We start from the raw sequence: 23,630 nt of genomic DNA, 5'->3' as shown, positions 1-23,630 counted from the left end.
GTGTAAGATCTCATCTATGGATGAGACACGGCGCGAACGCAAGAAGAGAGAGACCAGGGACCTGCTCATTCGCACGGCAATCCGGCTGTTCACCGAGCAGGGCTACGAACAGACCACCGGCGCGCAGATCGCCGCCGCGGCCGACGTGGCCACCAAGACGTTCTTCAACTACTTCCCGAGCAAGGAGCACGTGCTGTTCGCCGACGTGGAACGGTTCTACGGGCTGGCACTGGAGGTGATCGCCGACCGGGCGCCGGACGACACCGTGCCGCAGGTGCTGCGCAGGACCTACGACCGAGTCATCGCCCACTACCTCACCCAGGGGCCGTGGGCCGAGAACCCGGAGCTGAAGGATCTCTACCAGAGGCTGCTCGCGACCGTGCCCGCCGTGCAGGCCAAAGCCCTGCACGTGATGTCCGACTCGCAACGCCGGATCGCCGACGCGCTGCTGAAGGCCTTCCCCGACAGACTGGACCCCATCAGCGCCGCGGCCGCGACCGGCGCGTTCATGGGTGCGGTGCAGGCGGCCGGCCTGGCCAGCCTGGAGATGTACGGCGAGGCGGAGCAGGAGCATCTGGCGTCAACCGGGCGGGCTATGGACATCGCAATGCGCGGCCTGGAATCACTGTGACGGATCACCTGCGGCGGATCAGGTCATTTCCGCCAGGCAAAGCCATCAGTGATTGCACCGAAGAGCCGCCACCGCCCCGCATTCCTTCTGACGCCGTGGCCGGCGCTGCGCGTCCTGCGGGCCGGGGTCTTCGCCATGGTGTGCGTGCTGCTGTCCGCCGGGCTGCACCACCTGTTCACTGCCTCCTCCGTGATGTCTCACCTGGCCGCTCCCGAACCTGGTGCCGGGCTCCGGGCGCATCACCTCCTCGGCCTCCACACCCACCACACGTCGCTCGCCATGGCCGCCGCGCATCAGGAGCACGGCTCCGGGGCCCGGCATGGTGCTCGTCCGCGTGGCCGTCGCGCTGATCTCCGGCTGGTGGCTGGACCGGGGCGACGCCGCGCTCGCCGAGCTGACGCGGCTGGCCGTGGCCTCGGCGACACGGCCTCGTGGCGTGGCTGCTCGCGCCGCCGGGCGCACCCGTCGCGGTCACGCGCCCCGGCCTCGCGGCGGCCGTACCGCGCTGGCCCTTCTGTCGTCGCCGCCGCTCGCCGCGACGATCACCCGCCGCGGCCCGCCGACGGCCCTGTCCGCCTGCTGACCCTCCCCCGCCGCCCCGGGTCCGGCCCTCCGGCTCGGGACGCCGCACCCTGCCTTGCGGGACGCGGCACCCGGCCCCCCGGACGCCGCATCCCGCCCTTGAGGCGCCCTTACCGGTGCCCTCGCCGCCGTACCGGCCGTACCGCGCCCTCGACGCACGCAGCGCACGGGCGGGACGCACCGGCGGGGCACACAGGCGCACGAGGCACGGCGCGGCCGTAACGGGCAGCCTGCCGTGCCACGACAGGCCGCACGCGAGGTATCACGCCGGGCACCGGGTACTCATCAGAGGTGCCCGGAAGCGCGCCGGGGACGGGCCGCTCTCCGAAACGGTGACTACGCCCACGAGCTGAAAGTGCCCGTCGGGTGCGCCGGGGGTCAGGGTGGCCAGGTAGCGGCCGTACCGCTCCTCGGGGTCGCGGTCACGGAAGTCCGCACGAGGAAGCCGCCGGCCTGGTGCTCAGCCACCCAGGCGCGGGTGAACGCCGCGGCGTCCTCCCCTTCCCTTTCCCTTGCGCTTCGGGACATCAGGGCGTGGCCGCCAGTCCCGTCGCCCTCGAGCTCCAGGTGAGACGGTGGATGGCGTCCGGGGTCTTGGTGAGTCGCTTGCGCGGCCCGTGGCGGAGCGGCCTTTGCGGAGGTGCGGCGCTCGGTCGGCGCACTCGGTGGGTATGGCGCGGTGGTGCCACGGCGATGCCCCACGCGGCGCGCCGCCGTTAGATGCGCGATGCGGGGGGGGAGCGGCTCGCGTCCGCTCTCCGGGGGAGGTCCGCAGCCGTTGCGACCAAGACTGCAACTATGACGCCCCTGAAGATCAAAAGGCCCTCTCCCCGTACTCGGGAAGAGGGCCTTTCACCTGCGGAGGATCGGGGATTTGAACCCCGGATGGGCGGTAAACCCAAACCGCATTAGCAGCTCGGGTCGTGGCCGTCCCGATCAGTTCAACCTGGATCAGAATAGCCATAGGGTCCCCGCGGAACGGCCTGGTATGGCTGTGAACTGCAACCCAAACTGCAACCCACTATGGAGCATCGACAGGACGCCCGCGCTGGGATACCCCAGGGCATCCCCATGACTCCCGTACGTGGCCGACGAACATCACCTATCGTGATGCTCGTACTCGTAGAGCCTCCTCCACCGGAGGACCCATACGATCGCGAAGCGCACCGCATCCACCCGTAGAGCCACAACTCTCGCCACACAACCTGCAGTAGGGTTGTGCATCTCCTAGTGGAGCCTACGGATTAAAAGTGGATGTTGCTTTCGTCTGCGACATGCGTCTTGACCTGCTGGGGAGCACCGGCGTGATCAAGCGCTCCCCGTCCCGTTCCGCGTATGTTCCGGGTCTTCACGAGCCGAGGGAGTCAGCGGTAGGGGTAGATACGGTCGGTGAATCCGATCAGAGCTGGGCTGGCGAAACGGGCAGAAGACAGATGAACGCCCGTGGCGCGTTCAGCAAGGGCCAGAGCGCTGGAGACGGGATCGCCCGGAAAACCGAGCTGGTTGCCGTCGACGTCCAGGCCAAGGTCCTCGACATCCGCGTGGAGCCGGTCGGGGTCACTCCCCTTCCGAAGGGAATAGGCGTACAGGCTGAACCTGGTGATCTGCCGGCCGTCTACGCAGTAGGTGAATCCGTCGTTCTTGATGTTCATATACACCGAGGCCACGGCTGTGCCTGTGGACAGCGGAGGGGCCTTGACATAAACGCTTTCAGCCAGGCCGTACTCGATCAGGACGGTTCCTCCATCGGCCGCGTAGGCGGCGACGCCCTGACCTGACTCGCCCTGAGATCCCGGGATGACGTGAATCCGCCGCAGAGCTTCCCGAGGGGACAGGTCCCGTACGAAGCCGGCGCAGAGCCAGGTCTCGTCAGTGCCATCGGTGAACTCCTCGCAGAGCCATTCATAGGTCGCTGCCGTGGCGCCGCCCATTCCTCTACCTCCCGTGGAAGCCGTATCGCGGCGATCATGACAGTGGGGGCTGACAACTCGCTCGTGATCCATGCGCTGTCAGCTTGGGAATCGCATGGATCATGCCTCATGGTCCCCCTGACCTGGGCGTGCAGCCGGTCATAAGTGACCGTGGTTGACCCCTCGTCACCCTGGCTTGTTGCACGCCAATTGCACGACGATCAGCTTACGACCTGGTCTTTCCAGCGCGCCGCGCACACCTCCCGTCCTGATCATCCCGTCTGCCATCGACCCGCCCGCAGGGGAAGCAGGCCAGGGCCACGGGGACAAGGTGGAGCCCCCTGCTGGAGGAACGACCTTGGCCCCGTGGCCCTGGCCTGCTCGGCTTGTCCCGGGTCGATGGCGGACGGGATGATCAGGCATCCACCCCAGCCATCTACGGATCTCAGCTCGCGCGGAGATCATCCTGGAGCCGGAGCGCCCCCGCCGGAGGCAATCGCCCTACGAATTCGGCTGGCGATGCTGCGGTTGATACGACTCACGGCTGTTGCGTCAGGATTGATCATGTCTCTAAGGTGTCCGTTACTCGACCGCAAGCTTTCCTTACCGTCATGGAGGAAGTTGTGCGCCCCTGGGTTCTTAGCGTTGGTCTCTTAGCTGCACTCAGCGGGTGCTCGGCCTCGTCCGCCCCTCAAGCCTTCGATATATCGCCGACTTCCACGGCTGCCTCGACGCCCACGCTTCCGGAAGCCCGCGGTGACGTAGTGCGCCTGGAGAAGGACGGCTTTCCATACACTCTCCAGGGTGTCAACGCGTCCACCAGCCCCACTGCCAACGGAACGCCTGCACGACCGGGGTACACCTTCGTTCTGGCGACTATCAAGGTGGACGGGAAGCTAACTGACCGGGCGACCTCGCTAGACGGTTTCCTTTGGTTGCGAGCGCACTACCCCGGCTGCAATGCGACCTGCTCGGAGCCCATGGAGGCTGCTTTCGCTCCGAGAACGAAGGAGGCGATGGAGAAGGGGACGGAGGCGGAGCCCTGGTCCCTCACTGCAAACCTGGAACCTGGGGTCTCCTACTACACAGCGGTTTACGGGCAGGTTCCCGAGGACGTGGACCCGAAGCTCGTCAAGATATGTCCCTGGCACGAGGGGAAGCCTTGTCTCAGCGTTGGCGATCTGCTGTAGCGGGGCGTCCGAGACAAGCGCGCGGCCTGAGTGGCGGGCCGTGCGCGAGAACGGCCCTCAGGCCGCACGCCCGGGCGGCGGGCGGGGGAGGGCCGGGGGTACGGCGGCGCGCCGCGCCGCCGCCTTGATCTTCATAAGGACTATTCGGCAACGATCTCGGCTGTCACCGGGAAGTGCGTGTACGGCGGCGATGTGGGCCGGTAGCGTCGCGGTGTGGCTACCAATGAAGAGCGGTCGCGGTGGGTCGTTCATGGTGAGCGGCTGATCTATGACAACCGGTGGATCAGGCTGGGCCTGGTGGATGTCGAGATCCCTGATGGGGAGCGGTTCGAGCATCACGCGGTGCATCTGGACCGGGCGGCCATGACGGTCCTCGTCGATGAGCAGGATCGGGTGTTGATGCTGTGGCGACATCGCTTCCTGTTCGACCGGTGGGGGTGGGAGCTGCCGGGCGGGCTGGTGGAGGTCGGCGAGGATCCGAAGGACACCGCTGTTCGTGAGGTGGAGGAGGAGACTGGTTACCGGCCGAAGGAGATCGAGCATCTGATCACGTTCCAGCCGATGGTCGGCATGGTGGACTCCGAGCACGTCGTCTTCCTCGGCCGTGGCGCCGAGTTGGTCGGCGAACCCGTGGGGGAGGTCGAGGCGGACTTGATCGAGTGGATTCCGCTGTCGCAGATCCCCGACATGATCGCTCGGGGTGACCTGTGGAACTCCGGCGTCCTGGTCGGTCTGCTGTACGCCCGGGAACGCCTCAATGGAGCGCGCGGGTAGCGGCGCGTTTCAGTTCGGCAATGCGGCGTCCGTGGCGGCGAGATTTGATCATCGTCGCCAACTGGTCGGCTCGGTGGATGTGCGGGGGGGCGGCGTCCGCCTCGCCCATCGCGAGCAGGGCGTGTGCGAGGTCGCATCGGAGGCCGGCTTCGGCGCGGTTGAACGTGCCGTCCATTCCGGCGAGGGCTGAACGCAGGTCTTCGATGGTCTCGGAGTCGCCGAAGTGGATCAGGCAGCTTCCTCGCCAGCGGGCCAGGTGATGGGTGTTGAGCGCCAGGTACGGCAGGCTGGGGTCGGTGTCGCCTTCGGGCAGGAGCGCGGCGGCCTGGTCGAGAGCCCTGCGGGCGGTCGTCTCGTCCCCCAAGATGGCCGCGGCTTCGGCCTCGGCCGCGGCGAGCCAGGTGCGGAGGTGGCCCGGCACTCTGCTGTCGTAGGTGTGGCGGACGTGGTGCAGGAGTTCGGCAGCTTCGGCGGGCCGTCCGAGGTCGATCAGGACGTACGCCTGTTGTCCGCGCGCGTAGGCGACCAGGGCGTCGTTCTCTGCTTCGCGGCCGGCGGATATCGCGGCCTCGTGGTAGTCCCATGCGTCGGACAGGGCGCAGCGGTCGATCGCCTGCCAACCGGCGAGTGCGGCGGTCTCGGAGAGGACGTGCGCCAACTGGGTTCGGATGCCGGCGCGGATGGCGTGGCGGTGGGCGCGTTGGATCTGGGAGATCTGGGCGCGCATCTTGTCGGCGATGACGAGGCCGCCGAGGCGGCGGTCGAGCAGGCGCAGGTTGTTGGTGTCCGTGCTGAGGATCATGACCATGGTGTCGTCCACGGCGGCGGCCTCGATCATCACCCGTAGGTCGTCGGCCTGCTCCTGGTGCTCCTCGCCGTGGTCTCCCGTGGGTGAGGCGATCGGGGGGCTGATCTTCCGGCAGCGGAAGGGCAAGAGCAGGCTGACGCTCCAGTGCCCGCCGGCCCTGCTCGCGCTCCTCAAGACGCACAAGAAGGCCCAGGTCGCCGAACGACTGAAGGCGGGAGACCAGTGGATGGATCACGATCTGGTCTTCACGACGAAGCAGGGCAGCCCGATCGAGCGCACCAAGGACTGGAAGCAGTGGAAGGCCATCCTCAGACAGGCCGGCGTCCGGGATGTCCGCGTCCACGACGCCCGGCACACGGCCGCGACCCTGCTGATCGAGCAGGGCGTCCAATGGTGCAGGAGATCCTGGGCCATACCCGGGTGACCACCACCGAGCGCTACACCCACGTATCCACACCGCTGATGCGCGATGCCGGGGAACGGCTCGCCTCGGCTCTCTGGGGATAGCCGTTGCAACTAGGACTGCAACTATGACACCCCTGAAGATCAAAAAGGCCCTCTCCCCGTGCTCGGGAAGAGGGCCTTCTACCTGCGGAGGATCGGGGATTTGAACCCCGGATGGGCGGTAAACCCAAACCGCATTAGCAGTGCGGCGCCATAGACCTGACTAGGCGAATCCTCCTGGTAGCCACCGCGGCTCAGCACAGCGTACCGGCCTTCTGCCGAGGCGGCAAAGCGGTTCCCCCAGTTGTCTCTGTCGCGTCCCCGCCGCCGGCCGGCGGGGGTTCGGTGGCAGGGTTTTCAACAGGCTGGGGATAACTGCCTGTGGATGAAGCCCGCCCACACGTCGGGCGGGCTTTCAGGCTGTGGATAACCCGTGGGACGACCCGGGTCAGGCGGGGTTGGCCTCGCCCTCGATCTCGATCTTGACCTTCTTGCCCACCAGGACGCCGCCGGTCTCCAGGGCCTGGTTCCAGGTGAGGCCGAAGTCCTCGCGGTCGAACTCGGTGGTGATGGAGAAGCCCCAGACCGCGTTGCCCCAGGGGTTCGTGCCGGCGCCGCCGTACTCGACGGTCAGCTCGACCTCCTTGGTGACGTCGCGGATGGTGAGGTCGCCCACGACGGTGAACTCGTCGCCGGAGTGGCCCACCACGCGGGTGCTCCTGAAGGTGATCTGCGGGAACTTCTCGGTGGCGAGGAAGTCGTCGCTGCGCAGGTGGCCGTCACGGTCGGGCATCCCGGTGGAGATGCTGGACGCGTCGATGGTGAGCTCGGCGGAGGACTCCAGCGGGTTCTCGGCGATCGTGACGGAGCCGGAGAAGGTGCCGAAGTGGCCGCGCACCTTGCTGACCATCATGTGCTTGACCATGAAGCCGATGCGGGTGTGGGCGGCGTCGAGGTTGTACGTCCCGGCGACGGGGATGGTCAGCGATTCCCAGGTCCTGGTGCTCATGGGGTTCTCCTCAGAGATTGTTGCTGTGCGGATGTCTGCGGCAACAAATGTCTACATGAGGAATATTCCGCACGTCAACTATTGTCCGCTAGGGTATGGACGTGAGCATCATGGAAGACCCGAGGCTGACCGCGATGGGCCTGCTCTCGGAGGTGTACGCGGGCCTGGTGACGCGGATGCAGCCGGTGTTCGGCGCGGCCGGGCTGTCCGAGATCGACTTCGAGACGCTGATCAGGCTCGGCCGCTCCCCCGGTCATGCCCTGCGCATGAGCCACCTGGCGGCGCAGACCGGGCTGTCCACGAGCGGCATGACGAGAGTCGTCGACCGGCTGGAACGCGAGGGCCTGGTCGCCAGGGAGGCGTGTTCCACCGACCGCAGGGCGTCGTACGCGGTCCTCACCGAGGCGGGGCACGACCGGCTGGCCGCGGTGCTGCCGCGCCACCTGGAGGACATCGACGCCTGCTTCACCGGCCTGCTGAGCCCGGACGAGCTGGAGGCGTTCCTCCGCACCCTCCGCAAGATCAGGGACGTCGTCCGCCCCTGCGCTACGGCCGGCGTCCCGGAGCAACAGGAGCAGACCCCCCAGGTCCAGGCCCCACATGCCCCGCGGGCTCGCCCGACGGCGCCGGAGAGCCGAGCGCGCTCCTGAGCTTGGCCATCGCCCGCGACACCGTGCTCTTCACCGTGCCCACGCTGATCCCGAGCGTCCTCGCGATCTCCGGCTCGGTCATGTCCTCGTAGTAACGCAGCACGACCGCCGCCCGCATCCGTTCGGGCAGCTCCTCCAGCGCCTGTTCGAGCAGCTCGTGCACCTCGCCGCAGGCCGCGGGCTCCACGCAGACCTCGGGCAGCTCCTCCGAGGGGTACTCCTCCACCTTCCGCCGCCGCCACTGCGAGATGTTGATGTTCACCATGGCGCGCCGCACGTAGCCGTCGAGCGAGCGCCTGTCCTGGATGCGGTCCCAGGCGAAGTACGTCTTGGTGAGCGCGTTCTGCAGCAGGTCCTCGGCGTCGAGGGGGTGCCCGGTGAGCTGGCGGGCGGCGCGCAGCAGGGCCGGACCGCGGGCCTGCACGTACTCGCGGAACTCGTCTTCCCAGCTGGCGGTCTGCATCGTGGCCAGAATCGCAGCCGGATGCCCTATTCGGGCTGAACCCCATATCAGGTTTCGGTCCGCCAACGACAAAGGTCCGTCAAGGTCGGTGGCAGATTCTTCGCCGCCGGATGTCAACACCCTTCCCCGGGGATGCGTATTTTGCTCTCATCTGGGCGGTACGACGGGGCCACTCCCCTCGCCGTGTGACCCTGGTAACCGCCGACAAGGGAGGGCGAATGGGCTATCCGAGCGTTGAGCGTCGCCGCGTCCTGGCGGCGGCCGCGCTGGGCAGGGAGCCGGGCGTCCCCGGCCCCGACCCGGACGACGGCCGGCCGTTACGAGCCATCAGCGGGGAGATCCTGGACATCAGCCCGCATCTCATCATCATCGAGACGCCGGACGGCAACCAGGAGCGCCTGGTGATCGCGCCCTGGGCGACCGCCTGGCACGGCGCCGACACCGCGCCCGCCGACCTGCCCGTGGGCGCCCTCGTGACGATGCGGGCGCTGCAGGACGGCCGGGTGGTCGAGCGGATCTGGGCCGACACGACCCGCATCACCGGGACGATCCTGTCGATCACCGGCCGCCGCGACCTGACCCTGGAGCTCGACTGCGGGCCCCACCGGGGGCACCGCACCGTGCTCGTCCCCTACCGGGCGAGCGGGCGGATCCAGGTGCGCCACCCGGTGTTCGAGCCGGGGTACCTGTTCGACGCGATCGGCATCAGGCAGGACGGCGCCGGACTCGCGCTGCTGCCCGCCACCTCGCAGCCGCCGTACCCGGCGAGGGCGGTGCCCGCGCCACCCCCGGCCTACGCGGGGGTGCAGCAGCGCGTCTCCGGCACCGCGACGTGGTCCGACACGTTCGACGAGGACGAGCACGGCCTGGCCTACCCCATGCTGGAACGTTCTGACGCCGCCTGCCCCGACGCCGAGACGTCCTGCACGGGGCTGCCGTACCTGTCGATCGGGTCGCTGGTCCAAGTGCGCAACGTCTGCACCGGGCGGTCGGCTAACGTGCCGGTGGTGGCGTGCGGGTGCGTGGCCGGCCGGTTCTGCGACCGATGCGTCGAATGCGACACCTCCCCTCGGGGGCGCGTCGCCGAACTGTCGCCCTCCTCCTTCGTGGAGCTGGGCGGCGACCTCGTCAAAGGCTGCTTCAACGCTCAGATCGGATTGGGGTGACGGACACGTGCTCGAATCGCAGCTGCCGGCCGTGATCGTGCTGCTCCTCCTCGGCACGGCCGCCAAGCTGGTCACGGTACGCACCGGCGGCGAGCCGGGCGCGCTGTCGCGCCTGGGGCCGGCCGTGCTGGTTCCCGGCCGGATGCAGGCTCCGGCCCTGCTGTTCTGCGCCGCCGTCGAGGCGGTGCTCGCCGCCGGCCTGCTGCTCACCACCCACCCGGCGTTCCGGTGGGGCACGGCCGCCTTCTTCGCGATGTCCACGTACGTGCTGCTCGAACTGCGCAGGCGGCGGCCCGACGCCGGCTGCGGCTGCTTCGGGGAGGTCAGCTCCGCCCCGGTGGGCCTGCGGTCGGTCGGCAGGACCGTCGCCCTGACGGGCATGGCGCTGCTGTCGGTGTGGGCGCCGGTGCCCGGCTGGGCGGCCTTCACCCACCCCACCTGGTACGCCGCCGCCGGCGTGGCGCTGCTCGCCGCGCTCTCCCCCGAGGTCGAGGAGCTGATCAACCGGGTACGCTACCGGGCCCCCTGCGAGCAGCGGCCCGCGCCCGCCGAGAGCGTGACGCTCGGCAGGCTCCGCGCCAGCGGCACCTGGCGGGCCCACCGCGACGAGCTGACCTCGGCCGACCCGTACGACAGCTGGCGCGAGCTGTGCTGGCGCTTCTTCGCCTTCCGCAACCGCTCCGGCGAGGACGTGGTCTTCGCCGTCTACCTCAGCGGACGCCGCCCCGCCGTACGCGTGGCCGTGGTCACGCCTGAGGACAGCGACTCTCTGCCGACGTATACGCAGGTATCGGCCTGACGCTAGACAGCCCTAGATTTCCCTCGACGGGCATGGCGATATGGCTCTATTGGGCTGTCTAGCTTCCCCACTAGACAGCCCAATAGAGGACTAGGGGTGCCGTTCAGATCGGTTGGGCACGCAGGAACCTCCCGAAATGCGGCACGGTGAACGCGATCAGGCCGCGCTCGGCGCTGTAGATCAGGCCCTTCTTGATCAGGCTGTCGCGGGCGGGCGACAGGCTGGACGGCTTGCGCCCGAGGGCCTCGGCCACCTCGGCGGTGGCCACCGGCTCGTCGCCGATCTGGGCCATCGCGTGCATGTAGTCGCGTTCGGCCGGGGTGGCCCGCTCGTACCGGCTGCCGAAGAACCCGACGGCGAGCTCCTCCTCCGCCTCGGGCGCCGACACCCGGACGTCCTCCAGGGTGATCGGGCTGCGCGGCGCGAGGTCCCAGGCCACCTTGCCGTACGCCTGCACGAAGTAGGGGTAGCCGTCGGCCGCCTCGTAGAGGGCGTCGAGCGCGTCGCGGGTGAACTCGACCTGCTCCTCGCGGGCCGGCAGGATCAGCGCGAGGTCGGCGGCCTCCCTGTCGAGCTTGTCGATGCGGGCGTACCTGAACAGGCGCTCGGAGTAGCTCTTGCTCGCCGACAGCACGCTCGGCAGGTGCGGCAGCCCCGCACCGACCACGATCAGCGGCCCGCCCGACTGCGACAGCTCGTGGCAGGCGGCGCAGAGCGCCGAGATGTCGGCGGGCTGGACGTCCTGCATCTCGTCGATGAACAGGGCGATGCCGACGCCGAGGTCGGTGGCGACGCTCGCGGCGTCGACGAACAGCTCGGTCAGGTCGATCTCGAGGTCGCCGGAGTCGGCGCGGCCCCGCGAGGCCGGCACCTCGATGCCGGGCGACCAGTGCGAGGTGCCCTTGGCGGCGGAGGGATCGCGCATGGCGAACGCCTTGAGCACCCCGAGGAACTCCTCGATGCGCTCGGGCGCGCGGTGCCGAGGGGCGAGCTCGCGGACGGCCATGTGCAGCGCGCCCGCCACCGGGCGGCGGATCGACTGGTCGGGACGGGCCTCGATCTTGCCCGTGCCCCACAGCCGCTGCATGGCCATGGACTTGAACGTGTTGAGCAGGACGGTCTTGCCGACTCCGCGCAGCCCGGTGACGACCATGCTGCGCTCGGGCCGCCCTCTGGCGACCCGTTCGAGCACGACCTCGAACTGCTGGAGCTCACGGTCGCGGCCGGCGAGCTCCGGCGGACGCTGCCCGGCTCCGGGGGCGTAGGGATTGCGCACAGGGTCCACGCTCTCGGACTCTATTGCGGGATATAGCGGCCGTCGTAGATGTGGGAAGAAAGTGCTACGGCGTGTCCGGACGGGAGCCTCCTCCAGCACCGTCATCGCCCACACCACCTCTCACCAGGCCGAACCCGTGTTCGATACTGTAGCGCGGACTCGAACACGTATGCGATGTATTCGAGTAAAGATCTTGCGCGACTTGGCAGCCGTCCCGCAGGCCCAATACGGTTCGACACCATGCGGACCTTCGCGAACGTACAGGAACTCAAGGCGGCGGTCGGCGAGACGTTCGGCCCGACCGAGTGGCGCACCGTCACCCAGGAGCAGGTCAACCTCTTCGCCGACGCCACGGACGACCACCAGTGGATCCACGTGGACGTCGAGCGCGCCAAGGCGGGCCCGTTCGGCGGCACCATCGCCCACGGCTACCTCACCCTGGCCCTGCTGCCGTCGTTCATGTTCGAGCTGGTCCGCGTCGAGGGCATCGCCATGGGCGTGAACTACGGCCTGAACAAGGTCCGTTTCCCCCGCCCGGTGCCCGTCGGGTCGCGCGTGCGCGCCGTCGGCGAGCTCACCGACGTCAAGGGCACGCCCGCCGGATACCTGTCCAACCTGAAGATGACCATCGAGATCGAGGGCGAGCGCCGCCCCGCCTGCATCGCCGAGACGCTCAGCCTGTACGTCCCCGCCGACCAGGCGTCCTGACGGCGCCTGCCCCCTCTGTGAGGGGGCGGGCCGCACCCGTCACCACCAGACGATCGCCACCACGGCCGCCGCGCCGAGCAGGCCGAGGTAGGCCAGCACGAGCCGGGTGTCCCTGAGCAGGCACTTGCTCCGGGTCAGCCCGGCTCTGCGCGCCTTCCAGTACCCCGCGAAGCCCAGCCCGGCGAACGCCAGCACCGCCCACGGCCCGAACACCCACGCCAGCAGCGCCACCGTGGCGTACACGCAGAGGCGCAGCGGGTCGTAGGTCCGGCCTCCCCCCGGCGGCGTTCCTTCCTGCGTCGTCATGTGATCACCTGCAGGCGCCGCTCCGACGCCACCGCCGACAGCCGCTGCCGCGACAGCTGCGGCCAGGCCTGCACGGCGCAGAACGGCGCGCACTGGTCCTGCTCCGCCCGCGTGCCGACGTGCACGCAGCACTGCGTCAGCCGCTCCTCGATCATCGTCGAGATGTCCATGAACGGCTTGATCGTGATGCGCACCACCCGCTCCCCCAGCATCCTGCGCAGCTTCGCCCGCCTGCCCGGCAGCGCCGACGAGGCCAGCGCGAGCAGCGTCGACACGCCGAGGTCGCAGTTCTCGCAGATGTTGCGCCACAGGTCGCCGATCTGCGGATGCGACAGCGACGACTGCTCCGACAGCAGGCCGAGCAGCGACTCCTGCACGGCCAGGCGCAGTTCCTTCGGGATCTCGCTGTCGGCGATGCGGTTGGCGACCAGGCCCAGGTTCTGCTTCAGCCGGTCGTGGCCGATCAGCGCGACGAGCGAGCGCCACTGCCGCGAGTCGTCCCTGATCAGGTAGCCGACCGAGCAGCAGTGCGGGTGCGAGCACGGCAGCGCCGTCAGGTCGCGCCAGGTCACCACGCCGTCCGTCTGCGGCCCGAGGCGCCTGAGCACCCCCGTGTGCGTCAGGCGGTCGCACGGGTCGATCGCTCCCGACCGTCCGGACCCGAACTGCGGCTGCAGCGACACCCCGCCCACGAACGGCGTGTCGAGCGCCAGCCGCACCACGTCGCCGATCTCGCCGTCGTTCATGCCGAGCGCCGCCGTCATCACCAGCGTCGTGAAGATCTCCCGCTCCGACAGCCGCCGCACCGCGTCCGCCTTCACCCTGCGCAGGTCGCCCCCGCGATGGTGCCTGGACGCCTCCGCCGACGAGCCGTCGTACTGCAGGTAGACCTCCACCCGGTCCCTGTGTCGGGTCAGCAGGTCGAGCAGGGCGTCGTCCCTGGCGATGAGGACGCCGTTCGTGTTGACGAGGATGCGCGTGATCGGGCGCCGCTCCAGTTCGGCCAGCAGCTCCGGCAGCTCCGGGTGCAGCGTGGGCTCGCCGCCGCTCAGCATCAGCACGTCGAGCCGGCCGTTCTCCCTGGCCAGGCGCTGGTCCACGTTCGCCAGGACGTCCCGTACCGGCACGACGCCGGACAGGTCAGGCGAACTGTCGGCGAAGCAGGTCGGGCAGCGCAGGTTGCACGCCTCGGCGATGTCCTCCAGCAGGATGCAGGTGTGCTGCGTCTGCATCTCCGGCAGCCCCTCCAGGTAGGCCGACGGCACCGGCAGGAAGTTCCCCGAGACGTCCGGGATGTGCTGCTTCGTGGGAGCGGTCCATTCCTCCAGATACGCGAGGATCTCCGGGTCCTCGTCGTACAGCGTCCGGACCAGGCCGTGCTCCCGGCAGCCGCGCTCCAGCCACACCCGGCCGTCCCGCTCCACCAGGTAGCCGCTCAGCCGCTCCACCCGGTCCAGGTCACGGCCGTGGCAGTGCGGGCAGAACGCGTTGACGTACCTGAGGATGCGGTCGCCCCGCAGCCCCATCCCTGTGGTCATGCGAAAACCTTTCGTACGAGGAGAGGGGCGTAGTATCCGCGCCGCCAGCCGTATGCCAGCCGGGCGGCGAGCAGCGTCAACCCCGGGACGAGGAAGCACTGCGGCCCGGTCAGCCCCAGCCACAGAATCTCGTTGGCCCTCGTGAACTCCACGAGGAAGCGGAACACCGCGTAACCCGCGAGGTAGAGCGTGAACAGCTCGCCCGGCTGCGTGAGCCGCCTGCGCGCCCACAGCAGCCAGCCGAACGCGGCGAGCTGGAAGACGATCTCGTAGACGAACGAGGGGTGCATCGCCTGGCCCGTCAGACAGCCGGGGCACTCCGGCGTGGACGGCGGCGCGTGCACGCCCCAGGGCAGGTCCGTGGGGCGACCGGGCGCCTCCGTCAGATGGCAGCCGACCCGCCCGATCGCCATGCCCAGCGCCACCGCCGGGGCGAACAGGTCACCCGTCCGCTCCTTGTACCGGATGACCCGCTTGGCCACCAGCACGCCGACGTACGCGCCCGTCAGCCCTCCCAGGACGCTGCGCGAGCCGTACAGCCAGAGGTCGCTCAGGTCCAGCGTCTCCAGCCAGCCCGCCAGCCGCATGCCGATGGCCCCGCCCACCAGCGCGCCGGCCACCGCCACCAGCGACTGCTCGTTCAACGCCCCCCGCCGCCTGGCCTCCCACACGAACACGACCGCAGCGGCGAACACCCCGAGCCCCACGAAGATCTCGTGGTACGGCACGACCGGCACCCCGTCGAACGAAGCAACGTGAACCTCGTAGTGCGGAGCGGCGTGAACCTGGTAGTGCGAACCGACCTGGACCTCGTAGTGCTGGGCAGCTCGAACTTGGTCGTACGAGGCGGCTTGGATCTCGTAGTACGGCACGACTGAGCCCTCGTGATACTGCACGGCCCGCTCGACTACGTGTACAGCGCCGGGTTGAGACCCGTGCAGAAGCCGGCCGTCACGATCGACGACAGCCCCCACCCGATCATCAACCCCAGCCCCAGCCCGATCGACCAGGACTTGCGCAGCACCACCAGCACCACCCCGGCCCCCAGGCCGAGCAGCGCGAGGAACCCCGCCGCCACACCCAGCGCCACCGTCGACTCCATGCTGATGGCCACCAGCGCCACGACCAGGTTGACCATCAGGAACCCGAACATCCCGGCGATCGCCAGCCCCACGATCAACCCGGTGTTACGAGACGGCCGCGGCGGAGGCGGCGGCGGAAACGAGTACGGCGGTGGAGGAGGTGGTGGGGGCGGCGGAGGAGGTGGCGGCGGGGGCGGTGGAGGAGGCTGCGGGGGCACGTTCACGCAGCTCACCCTACGATCCAAACCCCCAATCTGAACACCTATCCCCCAAACCTCCCCGACCCCCCAGAACCACCCCTAAGAAACCCGAAACCCCCGAACGCTTCCCCTGCACCCCCCGCACCGCCCACCGAGAACCCCGCCGAGCGCCTTCCCTGCCCCACCGAAAGCGCGCACCGGGAGCCAGGGGCAGAGCCTCCCCGGAAACACTGGCAGCGCTCACCGAGAACACCGCCGCGCAGCTTCCCTGCACCCCCGAGAGCGCACACCGGGAGCCAGGGGGCAGAACCTCCCCTGAAACCCCGACAGCGCTCACCGAGAACACCGCCGCGCAGCTTCCCTGCACCCCCGAGAGCGCACACCGGGAGCCAGGGGGCAGAACCTCCCCTGAAACCCCGACAGCGCTCACCGAGAACATCGACCAGCGACTCCCTGAACACCAGGCTCCGCACGGAACACCGGCCAGCGGCTCCGCTGCACACCGGCAGCGCTGAGCGAGAAACCGGCCGGCAACTCCCTGCAACCCCCCGAGACGCACCGGGGCGGCTCCTACGTGCGCCGTCCCCCGAGGAGGAACACGGCGCCCCCTACGCCTCACCACCCTCGGGAGGAGGAACACGGCGCCCCCTACGCCCCCGCACCACCCCGGAGGAGAAACACAGCCGCTCCTACACCTCACCACCCCGGATGAGAAGCACGGCCGCCCTACAACTCACCACCCCCCGACGAGGAATCCGAGTAGTAGATCGCCGCCTGCACCCGGCTCTTCAGCCCCAGCTTGTTCAACACCCGGCTGACATGCGTCTTCGTCGTCGCCTCAGCCATGTCCAGCTCCCTGGCGATCTCCGCGTTCGACAAGCCCCTCCCGATGCACGCCAGCACCTCCCGCTCGCGCGGCGTCAACGCCTCGACATCGGGCGTCTCCCGCCGAGGCACCTGCTCCGCGAACGCCGCGATCAGCCTGCGCGTCACCCCCGGAGAGATCAACCCGTCGCCCCGCGCCACCACCCGTACGGCCTCGACCAGCGCGTCGGCATCGGTGTTCTTCAAAAGGAACCCTGCCGCGCCCGCCCGCAACGCCCCGAACACGTACTCGTCCACGTCGAACGTCGTGAGGATGAGCACATCCGCAACGCCGGCGAGTTGCCGAGTGGCGGAGATGCCGTCCAACCGCGGCATCCGAACATCCATCAGCACCACGTCAGGCCTGGTCTCAAGGGCCAGCGCCACGGCTTCCTCCCCGTCGGCCGCCTCCCCGACCACCTCGATGTCCCCGGCTCCGCCCAGGATCAACACGATCCCCGCCCGAACAGCCGCATGATCATCCGCCACCAACACCCGAATGCTCATCCCACCTCCAACTCCCAAATCCCTCACCGCAAGCCGACCCCCGACCACCCCCAAGACCACCAAAGCACCTCAACGATGCCCACCCCGCCCACCTGAGAGTGGGCCACTCCCAGAAGGGGCGCACCACCTCCCCTAGAGGCCCACCAACCCTCCTCCTTGAGAAGCCCACCAACTTCACCCCGGAGAAGCCACCAACCTCACGACCGGAGAAGCCACCAACCCCTCCTCCGGAGAGACACGGACCCCAGCCCCGCCCTCACCACACGAAGAGGCACAAGCCCTCCCCATCCGGAGCCGGAGGCACCCCAGATCCAGCCTCACCGCCCCCGCAACCGGCCCCAAGCACCAGCTCCGCCTTCACCCTGAATCGTCGAAACGGGCAACCCCAGCACGTTCCTCACCGAAGAAACCATCACCGCCCCTGGCACCTCCGTCACCCTGGAAACCATCACCGCCCCCGGCTCCTGCCCCACCCGCAAGACCGGCGCGACCGCCGGCGCGGCCGTCCCCCACACCGACCTTGATCTCAGCCAAGCCACCAGCGGCATCAGCGTCTGCTGCAGCACCCACCTCACCGGAAGCGCCGCCAGCGCCGGCCTCACCCGAAGCGCTGCCGGCACCACCCCGCGCCCCGCCCCGCAAGCCCCCAAGCTGGAACCAGTGCGCACCATGACCCTGACCCCCCGCACCAGGACGGCCATCTCCACCGAGCGGAAGCGTGGCCTTGACCCGCCACCCCTCCTCACAAGGCCCACCCTCGAACGTGCCGCCCACCAGAAGCACCCGCTCGCGCATCCCGACCAACCCGGCGCCCGCCCCAGGCAGCCTCCGCCCGCCCCCGGACTCCCCACGCCCACCGCCGGACCTGCCTCCCCGCGCCGTCACGGCGTTCTCCACCACAACCGTGACCTCCCCCGAGCCGTACGAGATCGAGACGGCCACCGGGGCGTCCCCATGTTTGAGCGCGTTCGTCAACGCCTCCTGCAGGATCCGGTACCCGGCAAGATCGACCGGCGCCGGCAACTCCCCGGGTTCTCCCCGAACCCGCAGCTCCACGGCCATACCAGCCCGTCGCGTGCGCTCGACCAGGGTCTCGGCATCCACCAGCCGCGGCCTGGTGGCATCCGCCTCCTCGCCCTCCTGGCGCAGCAGCCCGATCATGGTGCGCATCTCCGCGAGCCCCTCCACGCTGTTCTCCCGTACGGACGCCATGATCTTCCGTACCGTCGCCCGATCGAGGTCCTCCCGCGACAGCGCGGCCGTCGACTGGATGGCGATCGCGCTGAAATGGTTCGCGATCATGTCGTGGAGCTCGCGCGCCATCCGCGTACGCTCCGCCGCGATCGCGGCCTGCCGGTCGAGCTCGGCGAGCCGCGCCACCTGCTCGGCCCGCGCCCTCTCGGCGGCCGCCTGGTCCCGGTGCTGCCGCAGCACCAGCGCCGTGGTCACCGGCACCACGAAGATCAACGCAGCCTGGATGCTCATCACCGCCAGCGGCCGCCAGTCCCTGGCGATGAACCCCGCCGCCGCCCCCGTCGCGACCGCCAACACCGTCGTGACCCCCAGCAGCCACCGCGACAGCCTCGCCGGCCCGTAGAGCGCCGCAGCGTAGAGATTGTCCGTGAAGATCAGAACGGTGCCCAGCGACGGCCCCACGAACGCGTCCATCCCCAGACCCGCCACCCCGAGCCCGAGCGCCCACAACGGCGCCCGCTGCCGCACCAGAACCCCCAATGAGGTCAGGGCGACCGGGACCACCAGCAGCCAGGTGGGCGCGTCGCGCTGGAGGTGGGCCTCGCCCGCGATCAGGACCACACCCATGAGAAAGGCGAGCCCAGCCCACATCGTGACGCGTCTCATGCCCACATCCCACCACGCCGAGTGCCAGCGTCCCTCCTCCACAAGTCCGCCTGTGGATACACCCTTCGATGTATCCACAACCTGGGGACACCCACGACAGCACCGACCAAGAGCGGGGCCAAGCACACCACGACGACCACCCAACAACAGCTACAGCCCGCCAACCCCACCCCGCCGAGGAACATCCACCCAACACACCCCCACCCCGCCCAGATCACCCATCTTCAGACGCCCTCAAAACCCAACCTCACCCACAAAACCCCAGCTCAGAGCCCACACAGGCACCCAACCCCCGACTCTCGCACCCCACAACCGCCATTTCCGGTTCGAGTCATCGTCCAGAACCCGCTATGCTTGCTTACGCAGCGAGCGGCCGTAGCTCAATGGATAGAGCATCTGACTACGGATCAGAAGGTTAGGGGTTCGAGTCCTCTCGGCCGCGCACAGCAGAAAGGCCCGCTACCAGGGATAACCTGGAGCGGGCCTTTGTGTTTGTCAGGACAATCCCGAGATCTTGCTAACGGCCTTGCTAACAGCGTGGCTCCCGGGTGGCTCCCGCTACTCGCCGACCGCCTGGGCGAAGACCTCCGCCACCGAGGCTTCCGCCGCACGGATCACGTGGGCGTAGACGCGCAGTGTGATCGACGGGTCGGCGTGGCCGAGGCGAGCCGCGACGACGTGAACAGGCACCCCCGCCAGGAGCAGTGTGGTGGCGTGAATGTGCCGGAGATCGTGGAGCCGGGCATGCGGCAGCTCGGCACCCACGTGGGCTTGGTTGTAGCGCTTGATCAGGATCGGGAAGAGCGAGCTGACCGTGTCCGGATGCACAGGCTCGCCCCAGCCGGTCGTGAACACGTGGTCGCCTCCTCCGCGCCACTCAGGTCCCACCACGAGCTTGTCCGCCGCCTGCATCCTGCGCTGATCACGGAGCACCCGGATCGTGCCGTCGTCGAGGCTCACGACGCGCTTCCTACCGCTCTTGGTGCTCCCCTCGACACGCTCACCTGAACGACGCCGAGCCCCTGATGACGAGCTGCTTGCCGTCGAGATCGACGTCGGACCAGCGCAGGTGCAGGAGTTCGCCGCGACGGGCACCCGTGTAGGCGGCGAGGTGGAAGAACGCCCAGAGCCGGTGCGCCCAGGAATGCATGAGGAACGCCTTGAGCTGGTCCGTCGTCCAGACGGTTCCCGGCTCGCGCACCTCCCGACGGGGACGCTTGGCCTTCTCAACCGGGCTGGACGAGAGCAGCTCGTCGACTTGCACAGCGTCGCGGAACGCCTTCCTGAGTACGGCATGAACATAGTCGACGGTCCGGGAGGAGAGCGGCCGTCCGTTCTTGCCGCCGCCAGCCATGAGGTCTCGGTACAGCTTCGTGATCGCAGACGGGCGTACGGCTTGCAGTCGAAGGCCGCCGATGTGCGGCTTGACGTACCGATCGAGGGCGTTCGCAAGCCGGACCTTAGGATCACGAGATTGCGGCCAAGCGGTGCGACATGGCTCTCGACGCCGGGGCTGGATAATGAGAGATAACCTCATCGCCGACGCTTGACCGTCATCTGACCGTCGCTGTCGCCGCCAGCGCTGGGCACTGGTGAGTTCAAGTCAGTTTCTGAGGTGCTCTGATCGCGGTTGAGTCCGGCGATGACTCAGTACTCGGGTTCGAGCGGAGAAGCTCCTCTCGTGGGACGGGACCTGCTCCGGCCCGTTCTGCGGCAGCATGGCGTTGGACCGATGATCAAGGGCGCGGCCCGACATCGTTGCAGCGATCCTCTTGTTCGAAGCGTGGTAGCGCGTGAAACAACGGCAGTTCCACCCGCCTTCCGAAATCCATGCCAATGCAGTATCACGCAGCTTGGAGGAGTCCTTCGTCGGCTCTCGGCTGTTCAGCCGTGGCCGTCCGGGCGGTCGGCGGCGTCGAACAGATCGCAGTTGTGCTGGATCAGGGGCATGTACTGCTCAGCCCAGGCTCGCAGACTTCGCAGTGGCTCGACGAGCGTGGCGCCCAGGCCGGTCAGACGGTAGTACACCCGTGGAGGCTTGCTCGCCTCGACACGACGATCGACAAGTCCGTCTCGTTCCAGCGCCCTGAGGGTCTGCGCCAGCATCTTCTGCGACACACCGGTCATCTCGCGCTTCAACTCGGTGAACCGCAGCTCGCCCTCAGCGGCGGCAAGCGACAGCACGGCCATGGTCGTCCATCGCGACCCCACCCGGTCGAGCAGGAGCCGTGTCGGGCACAGAGGATCGAACAAGTTCCCCTGCCGCGAGGCAGTTACCACGCGGTCACCTGGTGTCGGAAAAGTGCCTTCTTCCCCGTTCATTGGAGGTCTCCTACGGTTACCACGTTCCCAAGCGTAACCAAGGAGGGCACCTGTGCGCCAGATGACTCTTTCCCCCCACCTTCCCGGCGCGACCGTGCACCGGATACCGATCGACGGGGTCGAACTCGCCGTGGAGACTCTCGGGCAGGGGCCGGCCGTGCTGCTGCTGCACGGCTTCCCGCACACCCGCGCGATCTGGCGCGATGTCGCACCCTGGCTGGCCGCGGCAGGTTTCCGGGCCCTCGCGCCGGACCTGCACGGGCTGGGCGACAGCACACCCGCCGTCCGCGGCTACCAGGCATCCGCGATCGCCACGGACCTGCTCCGAATGTTGGACATCCTAGGTGACCACGAGGCACACGTCGTCGGCACCGATCTAGGTGTCACTCCGGCATTCGCCCTGGCAGCATCGTCGCCTGAGCGCGTAATCAGCCTGACCCTGTCCGAAGGGTTGATCGGACTTCTGCCCGGCGCCGAGGCCTTTCTACGGCAGGGGCCGCCGTGGTGGTTCGGCTTCCACCAGGCGCCCGGTGGTCTGGCCGAGGACGTCCTGGAGAACTCGGCGGAGCGCTACGTCCGCTTCTTCCTCTCCGCCGGCAGTCGCCGAGGTCTGCCGGCAGACCTTACACGGGTGATCGTCGAGGCATATCGGGGCAAAACGAGTCTCGGCAATGCCTTCGACCACTACCGCGCGGTGCCGGCCACCGCGGAATGGATCGGGAACTGGGCGCAGGACCAGCGGCTGACGACGCCGACCCTCGCCATCGGCGGTGGCGCGATCGGCGCGGCCACCGCCCGCCAGCTCGAACCGATCACCGACTGTCTCACCCAGCACTTGCTTGAGGACTGCGGTCACATCACCCCGGTCGACCAGCCGGACGCCTTCGCCGACCTTCTCATTGAGCACGCCCGGGCCGTCTGAGCTCACACCTTCACGACCCACCGGAACAGAGCCGACCGAACCCCCAGCAAGGAGCAGATATGAGCCGTGAGCAGCGAGAGGCCATCCGGCAGTTTCGCGCGTCGTCCCCCCTCGACCTCGGCGGTGCGGTCCACGAACAGCGTGCCCTGTTCGAGCAGTTGTTGTCCCACCATCCTGTCCCTGAGGACGTCATCGTCACCGAAGCCCACTACGACACGATCCCTGGCCTCTTGGTCGAACTCGCGGAAGAGCCCTGCGTCGGCACCGTCCTGTACTTCCACGGCGGGGCGTATGTCCTCGGGTCGGCGCGCAGCTCGCTGGGGATCGTCGCAGACCTCGCCCGCAGGTCACAGACACGGGTGATCACCATCGACTACCGCTTGGCACCCGAGCATCCCGCCCCTGCCGCCACCGACGACGCGGTACGCGCTTATCGCGCCCTGATCGCCTCCGGTGTCGATCCGCAACGGGTGGTGGTCGCCGGCGAGTCGGCCGGCGGCGGGGTGGCGCTCGGCCTGCTGGCGGCACTTTCCGCCGTCGACGAGCCGATGCCCGCCGCGGCGTTGCTGTTCTCGCCATGGGTTGACCTCACACTCAGCGGCGATTCGATGACGGTCAGGGCCGAGGCGGACTTCATCCTGAACCGCACCGCCCTCGAACGCCGCGTGCGTGACTACCTCGGCGACGCATCCGCGACAGAACAGCACAGCCCGCTGTTCGCGGACCTGCACGGTCTGCCGCCCACGTTGATCCAGGTCGGCTCTGACGAGGTGCTGCTGGACGACTCCACCCGGCTCGCGGCAAGGCTCGTGGCGGCCGATGTGTCGGTGACGCTGGACGTCACCGCGCAGGCGACACACGTCTTCCAGTCATTCGCCGCCTCGTGGGACGAGGCCGACGCGGCGATGACCCGCGCGGCCACATTCGTCCGCACGATGGTGAAGCCGTGAGCAGCAAATCACCCGCCCGGCGTCGGCATCCGCGCCGGGTGAGCGGTCAGTGGTTGACGATGCTCATTCCGGCCCGGCTGTAGCGGTCGCCGGCGACCTGGTCGACGAGGCTGTGGAGCGCGTCGAGGTGGCCGATTCGTCGGGAGGTGCAACAGGCTGACCACCGGAATCACCAAGGCGATCAAGCAGAGAAGAAGCATGACGGTCGCGTCCTGAGCCGTTCGCTGCGGAGCTGGACGACAGGCTCCGCCTCGTCGTCCAGCTCCCCCGGCAGCCCGTATCAGATCACGACCTTTTCTTCGGTGACCATGACCACCACCGAATCCAGATCGATGAACTTGCTTTCGTCCGGGTTCAGCAGCTCCTTGTAATTCTTCGATCCGAAGAAGGCGTCATGGTCCGCCCAGGTTTCGAACCAGATCTCAGTGAGGCCGTCGTAGCCGGGGCTCGGGTAGCCGTCGGCGGGAACCGGGTGAGAGACGGTGTACCTCTTCACGTACCGTCGCGCCTCCGGGATGGAGGCGAACAATGGGGCGTGGTGGTTTCGGTGATAGTCAACGAATTCCTCGAGGGTCATCCCCTCGACACGGTTGATCATGTAGACGAACTTGATCACGATTTGCTTCCTTCGTCCTCGCGGCACGGGGGAGGCGGCCGCCCGCCCCGGCG

The 23,630-nt window shown here is 68.6% G+C and carries 25 protein-coding genes and 2 tRNA genes; 11 read left to right on the top strand and 16 right to left on the bottom strand.

Annotation, left to right across the window (positions count from 1 at the left end):
• The first annotated feature begins 16 nt into the window (after window positions 1-16).
• A complete protein-coding gene (locus BMX74_RS12425; protein WP_055504421.1) occupies window positions 17-631 on the top strand; it encodes a TetR/AcrR family transcriptional regulator in 615 nt (204 codons plus the stop codon).
• 319 nt (window positions 632-950) lie between these two features.
• On the top strand, window positions 951-1,214 hold the full coding sequence (locus tag BMX74_RS12420) for a hypothetical protein (protein WP_091100339.1): 264 nt from the start codon (window positions 951-953) through the stop codon (window positions 1,212-1,214).
• A gap of 1,363 nt (window positions 1,215-2,577) precedes the next feature.
• On the opposite strand, the gene BMX74_RS12415 is transcribed toward BMX74_RS12420, so the two are convergent.
• Window positions 2,578-3,144, bottom strand: coding sequence for a DUF6461 domain-containing protein (locus BMX74_RS12415; RefSeq protein WP_091100336.1), 567 nt, complete (start codon window positions 3,142-3,144; stop codon window positions 2,578-2,580).
• Window positions 3,145-4,526: 1,382 nt separating this feature from the next.
• On the opposite strand from BMX74_RS12415, the gene BMX74_RS12410 reads away from it, so the two are divergent.
• Window positions 4,527-5,087 (top strand): NUDIX hydrolase, encoded by a 561-nt coding sequence (locus BMX74_RS12410; RefSeq protein ID WP_091100334.1) that lies wholly within the window; start codon window positions 4,527-4,529, stop codon window positions 5,085-5,087.
• Here BMX74_RS12410 and BMX74_RS12405 read toward each other — a convergent pair.
• A complete protein-coding gene (locus BMX74_RS12405; protein WP_256256913.1) occupies window positions 5,068-5,925 on the bottom strand; it encodes an NsdA family TPR-like regulatory protein in 858 nt (285 codons plus the stop codon). The two genes, BMX74_RS12410 and BMX74_RS12405, sit on opposite strands and share 20 nt — an antisense overlap.
• 49 nt (window positions 5,926-5,974) lie before the next feature.
• Here BMX74_RS12405 and BMX74_RS45515 point away from each other — a divergent pair, with 49 nt between their 5' ends.
• A complete protein-coding gene (locus BMX74_RS45515; protein WP_256256912.1) occupies window positions 5,975-6,319 on the top strand; it encodes a tyrosine-type recombinase/integrase in 345 nt (114 codons plus the stop codon).
• A gap of 168 nt (window positions 6,320-6,487) precedes the next feature.
• Here the strand turns inward: BMX74_RS45515 and BMX74_RS12395 are convergent.
• A tRNA-Ser gene (locus BMX74_RS12395) sits at window positions 6,488-6,577 on the bottom strand.
• 210 nt (window positions 6,578-6,787) lie between these two features.
• Window positions 6,788-7,348, bottom strand: a complete 561-nt coding sequence (locus BMX74_RS12390) for a YceI family protein (RefSeq protein ID WP_055504417.1) — start codon at window positions 7,346-7,348, stop codon at window positions 6,788-6,790.
• 95 nt (window positions 7,349-7,443) lie between these two features.
• On the opposite strand from BMX74_RS12390, the gene BMX74_RS12385 reads away from it, so the two are divergent.
• The gene (locus BMX74_RS12385) at window positions 7,444-7,998 is read left to right on the top strand and encodes a MarR family winged helix-turn-helix transcriptional regulator (RefSeq protein WP_082535105.1); all 555 of its coding nucleotides are present in this window, start codon (window positions 7,444-7,446) and stop codon (window positions 7,996-7,998) included.
• On the opposite strand, the gene BMX74_RS12380 is transcribed toward BMX74_RS12385, so the two are convergent.
• Window positions 7,895-8,461, bottom strand: coding sequence for a SigE family RNA polymerase sigma factor (locus tag BMX74_RS12380; RefSeq protein WP_091100329.1), 567 nt, complete (start codon window positions 8,459-8,461; stop codon window positions 7,895-7,897). The genes BMX74_RS12385 and BMX74_RS12380 overlap by 104 nt on opposite strands.
• Before the next feature lie 218 nt (window positions 8,462-8,679).
• Between BMX74_RS12380 and BMX74_RS12375 the strand changes: the two genes are divergently transcribed.
• The gene (locus tag BMX74_RS12375; RefSeq protein ID WP_055504416.1) at window positions 8,680-9,627 is read left to right on the top strand and encodes a hypothetical protein; all 948 of its coding nucleotides are present in this window, start codon (window positions 8,680-8,682) and stop codon (window positions 9,625-9,627) included.
• A 7-nt stretch (window positions 9,628-9,634) separates the two neighbouring features.
• Complete coding sequence (locus BMX74_RS12370) at window positions 9,635-10,426, top strand: MauE/DoxX family redox-associated membrane protein (protein WP_091100327.1); 792 nt, start codon at window positions 9,635-9,637, stop codon at window positions 10,424-10,426.
• A gap of 103 nt (window positions 10,427-10,529) precedes the next feature.
• On the opposite strand, the gene BMX74_RS12365 is transcribed toward BMX74_RS12370, so the two are convergent.
• A complete protein-coding gene (locus BMX74_RS12365) occupies window positions 10,530-11,711 on the bottom strand; it encodes an ATP-binding protein (RefSeq protein ID WP_055504414.1) in 1,182 nt (393 codons plus the stop codon).
• Window positions 11,712-11,942: 231 nt separating this feature from the next.
• Between BMX74_RS12365 and BMX74_RS12360 the strand changes: the two genes are divergently transcribed.
• The gene (locus BMX74_RS12360; RefSeq protein WP_091100325.1) at window positions 11,943-12,410 is read left to right on the top strand and encodes a MaoC family dehydratase; all 468 of its coding nucleotides are present in this window, start codon (window positions 11,943-11,945) and stop codon (window positions 12,408-12,410) included.
• Window positions 12,411-12,449: 39 nt separating this feature from the next.
• Here the strand turns inward: BMX74_RS12360 and BMX74_RS12355 are convergent, their stop codons facing one another.
• The 6 genes from BMX74_RS12355 to BMX74_RS12325 form a co-directional block, all read right to left on the bottom strand.
• Window positions 12,450-12,716, bottom strand: coding sequence for a hypothetical protein (locus tag BMX74_RS12355; protein WP_055504412.1), 267 nt, complete (start codon window positions 12,714-12,716; stop codon window positions 12,450-12,452).
• The gene (locus BMX74_RS12350) at window positions 12,713-14,254 is read right to left on the bottom strand and encodes a radical SAM protein (protein ID WP_091100322.1); all 1,542 of its coding nucleotides are present in this window, start codon (window positions 14,252-14,254) and stop codon (window positions 12,713-12,715) included. The genes BMX74_RS12355 and BMX74_RS12350 overlap by 4 nt, the downstream gene beginning before the upstream one ends.
• Window positions 14,251-15,150, bottom strand: a complete 900-nt coding sequence (locus BMX74_RS12345) for a prolipoprotein diacylglyceryl transferase (RefSeq protein ID WP_256256911.1) — start codon at window positions 15,148-15,150, stop codon at window positions 14,251-14,253. The genes BMX74_RS12350 and BMX74_RS12345 overlap by 4 nt, the downstream gene beginning before the upstream one ends.
• 11 nt (window positions 15,151-15,161) lie before the next feature.
• On the bottom strand, window positions 15,162-15,428 hold the full coding sequence (locus BMX74_RS42970) for a hypothetical protein (RefSeq protein ID WP_177227321.1): 267 nt from the start codon (window positions 15,426-15,428) through the stop codon (window positions 15,162-15,164).
• 834 nt (window positions 15,429-16,262) lie between these two features.
• Entirely contained in the window at window positions 16,263-16,907 is a 645-nt protein-coding gene (locus BMX74_RS12330) for a response regulator (protein WP_055504409.1), read from the bottom strand.
• Window positions 16,908-17,264: 357 nt separating this feature from the next.
• On the bottom strand, window positions 17,265-18,767 hold the full coding sequence (locus BMX74_RS12325; protein ID WP_256256910.1) for a sensor histidine kinase: 1,503 nt from the start codon (window positions 18,765-18,767) through the stop codon (window positions 17,265-17,267).
• Between the two features lie 369 nt (window positions 18,768-19,136).
• Here BMX74_RS12325 and BMX74_RS12320 point away from each other — a divergent pair.
• Window positions 19,137-19,209: transfer RNA gene (locus BMX74_RS12320), tRNA-Arg, on the top strand.
• Between the two features lie 116 nt (window positions 19,210-19,325).
• On the opposite strand, the gene BMX74_RS45510 is transcribed toward BMX74_RS12320, so the two are convergent.
• The 3 genes from BMX74_RS45510 to BMX74_RS12310 all read right to left on the bottom strand — a co-directional run bounded on the left by BMX74_RS45510 (window position 19,326) and on the right by BMX74_RS12310 (window position 21,089).
• Window positions 19,326-19,727: a site-specific integrase gene (locus tag BMX74_RS45510; RefSeq protein ID WP_256256909.1), complete on the bottom strand. Its 402-nt coding sequence runs from the start codon at window positions 19,725-19,727 to the stop codon at window positions 19,326-19,328.
• Between the two features lie 40 nt (window positions 19,728-19,767).
• On the bottom strand, window positions 19,768-20,031 hold the full coding sequence (locus tag BMX74_RS45505; RefSeq protein ID WP_256256908.1) for a site-specific integrase: 264 nt from the start codon (window positions 20,029-20,031) through the stop codon (window positions 19,768-19,770).
• A gap of 620 nt (window positions 20,032-20,651) precedes the next feature.
• Entirely contained in the window at window positions 20,652-21,089 is a 438-nt protein-coding gene (locus tag BMX74_RS12310) for a winged helix-turn-helix transcriptional regulator (protein WP_091100315.1), read from the bottom strand.
• Window positions 21,090-21,150: 61 nt separating this feature from the next.
• Between BMX74_RS12310 and BMX74_RS12305 the strand changes: the two genes are divergently transcribed.
• Both BMX74_RS12305 and BMX74_RS12300 read left to right on the top strand, forming a co-directional pair.
• Window positions 21,151-22,011 (top strand): alpha/beta fold hydrolase, encoded by an 861-nt coding sequence (locus BMX74_RS12305; RefSeq protein ID WP_091100743.1) that lies wholly within the window; start codon window positions 21,151-21,153, stop codon window positions 22,009-22,011.
• A gap of 59 nt (window positions 22,012-22,070) precedes the next feature.
• A complete protein-coding gene (locus BMX74_RS12300) occupies window positions 22,071-22,961 on the top strand; it encodes an alpha/beta hydrolase (RefSeq protein WP_091100314.1) in 891 nt (296 codons plus the stop codon).
• Between the two features lie 280 nt (window positions 22,962-23,241).
• On the opposite strand, the gene BMX74_RS12295 is transcribed toward BMX74_RS12300, so the two are convergent.
• Complete coding sequence (locus tag BMX74_RS12295) at window positions 23,242-23,577, bottom strand: EthD domain-containing protein (protein ID WP_055504405.1); 336 nt, start codon at window positions 23,575-23,577, stop codon at window positions 23,242-23,244.
• Between the last annotated feature and the right edge of the window lie 53 nt (window positions 23,578-23,630).

The sequence above is a fragment of the Nonomuraea pusilla genome (assembly GCF_900109355.1).
GTDB classification, from domain to species: domain Bacteria; phylum Actinomycetota; class Actinomycetes; order Streptosporangiales; family Streptosporangiaceae; genus Nonomuraea; species Nonomuraea pusilla.
Note: the sequence above shows the minus strand (reverse complement) of the source record. Positions and strands in the feature narration are given on the sequence as shown.

What these genes read in the sequence shown, in the direction of transcription:
- BMX74_RS12360 (WP_091100325.1), top strand. Translation starts at nt 11,943, where the DNA reads ATGCGGACCTTCGCGAACGTACAGGAACTCAAGGCGGCGGTCGGCGAG.
- BMX74_RS12305 (WP_091100743.1), top strand. Translation starts at nt 21,151, where the DNA reads ATGACTCTTTCCCCCCACCTTCCCGGCGCGACCGTGCACCGGATACCG.
- BMX74_RS12355 (WP_055504412.1), bottom strand. Translation starts at nt 12,716, where the DNA reads ATGACGACGCAGGAAGGAACGCCGCCGGGGGGAGGCCGGACCTACGAC.
- BMX74_RS12300 (WP_091100314.1), top strand. Translation starts at nt 22,071, where the DNA reads ATGAGCCGTGAGCAGCGAGAGGCCATCCGGCAGTTTCGCGCGTCGTCC.
- BMX74_RS12310 (WP_091100315.1), bottom strand. Translation starts at nt 21,089, where the DNA reads ATGAACGGGGAAGAAGGCACTTTTCCGACACCAGGTGACCGCGTGGTA.
- BMX74_RS12415 (WP_091100336.1), bottom strand. Translation starts at nt 3,144, where the DNA reads ATGGGCGGCGCCACGGCAGCGACCTATGAATGGCTCTGCGAGGAGTTC.
- BMX74_RS12330 (WP_055504409.1), bottom strand. Translation starts at nt 16,907, where the DNA reads ATGAGCATTCGGGTGTTGGTGGCGGATGATCATGCGGCTGTTCGGGCG.
- BMX74_RS12380 (WP_091100329.1), bottom strand. Translation starts at nt 8,461, where the DNA reads ATGCAGACCGCCAGCTGGGAAGACGAGTTCCGCGAGTACGTGCAGGCC.
- BMX74_RS12420 (WP_091100339.1), top strand. Translation starts at nt 951, where the DNA reads ATGGTGCTCGTCCGCGTGGCCGTCGCGCTGATCTCCGGCTGGTGGCTG.
- BMX74_RS12350 (WP_091100322.1), bottom strand. Translation starts at nt 14,254, where the DNA reads ATGACCACAGGGATGGGGCTGCGGGGCGACCGCATCCTCAGGTACGTC.
- BMX74_RS12375 (WP_055504416.1), top strand. Translation starts at nt 8,680, where the DNA reads ATGGGCTATCCGAGCGTTGAGCGTCGCCGCGTCCTGGCGGCGGCCGCG.
- BMX74_RS12405 (WP_256256913.1), bottom strand. Translation starts at nt 5,925, where the DNA reads ATGATCGAGGCCGCCGCCGTGGACGACACCATGGTCATGATCCTCAGC.
- BMX74_RS12390 (WP_055504417.1), bottom strand. Translation starts at nt 7,348, where the DNA reads ATGAGCACCAGGACCTGGGAATCGCTGACCATCCCCGTCGCCGGGACG.
- BMX74_RS12385 (WP_082535105.1), top strand. Translation starts at nt 7,444, where the DNA reads ATGGACGTGAGCATCATGGAAGACCCGAGGCTGACCGCGATGGGCCTG.
- BMX74_RS12425 (WP_055504421.1), top strand. Translation starts at nt 17, where the DNA reads ATGGATGAGACACGGCGCGAACGCAAGAAGAGAGAGACCAGGGACCTG.
- BMX74_RS12325 (WP_256256910.1), bottom strand. Translation starts at nt 18,767, where the DNA reads ATGAGACGCGTCACGATGTGGGCTGGGCTCGCCTTTCTCATGGGTGTG.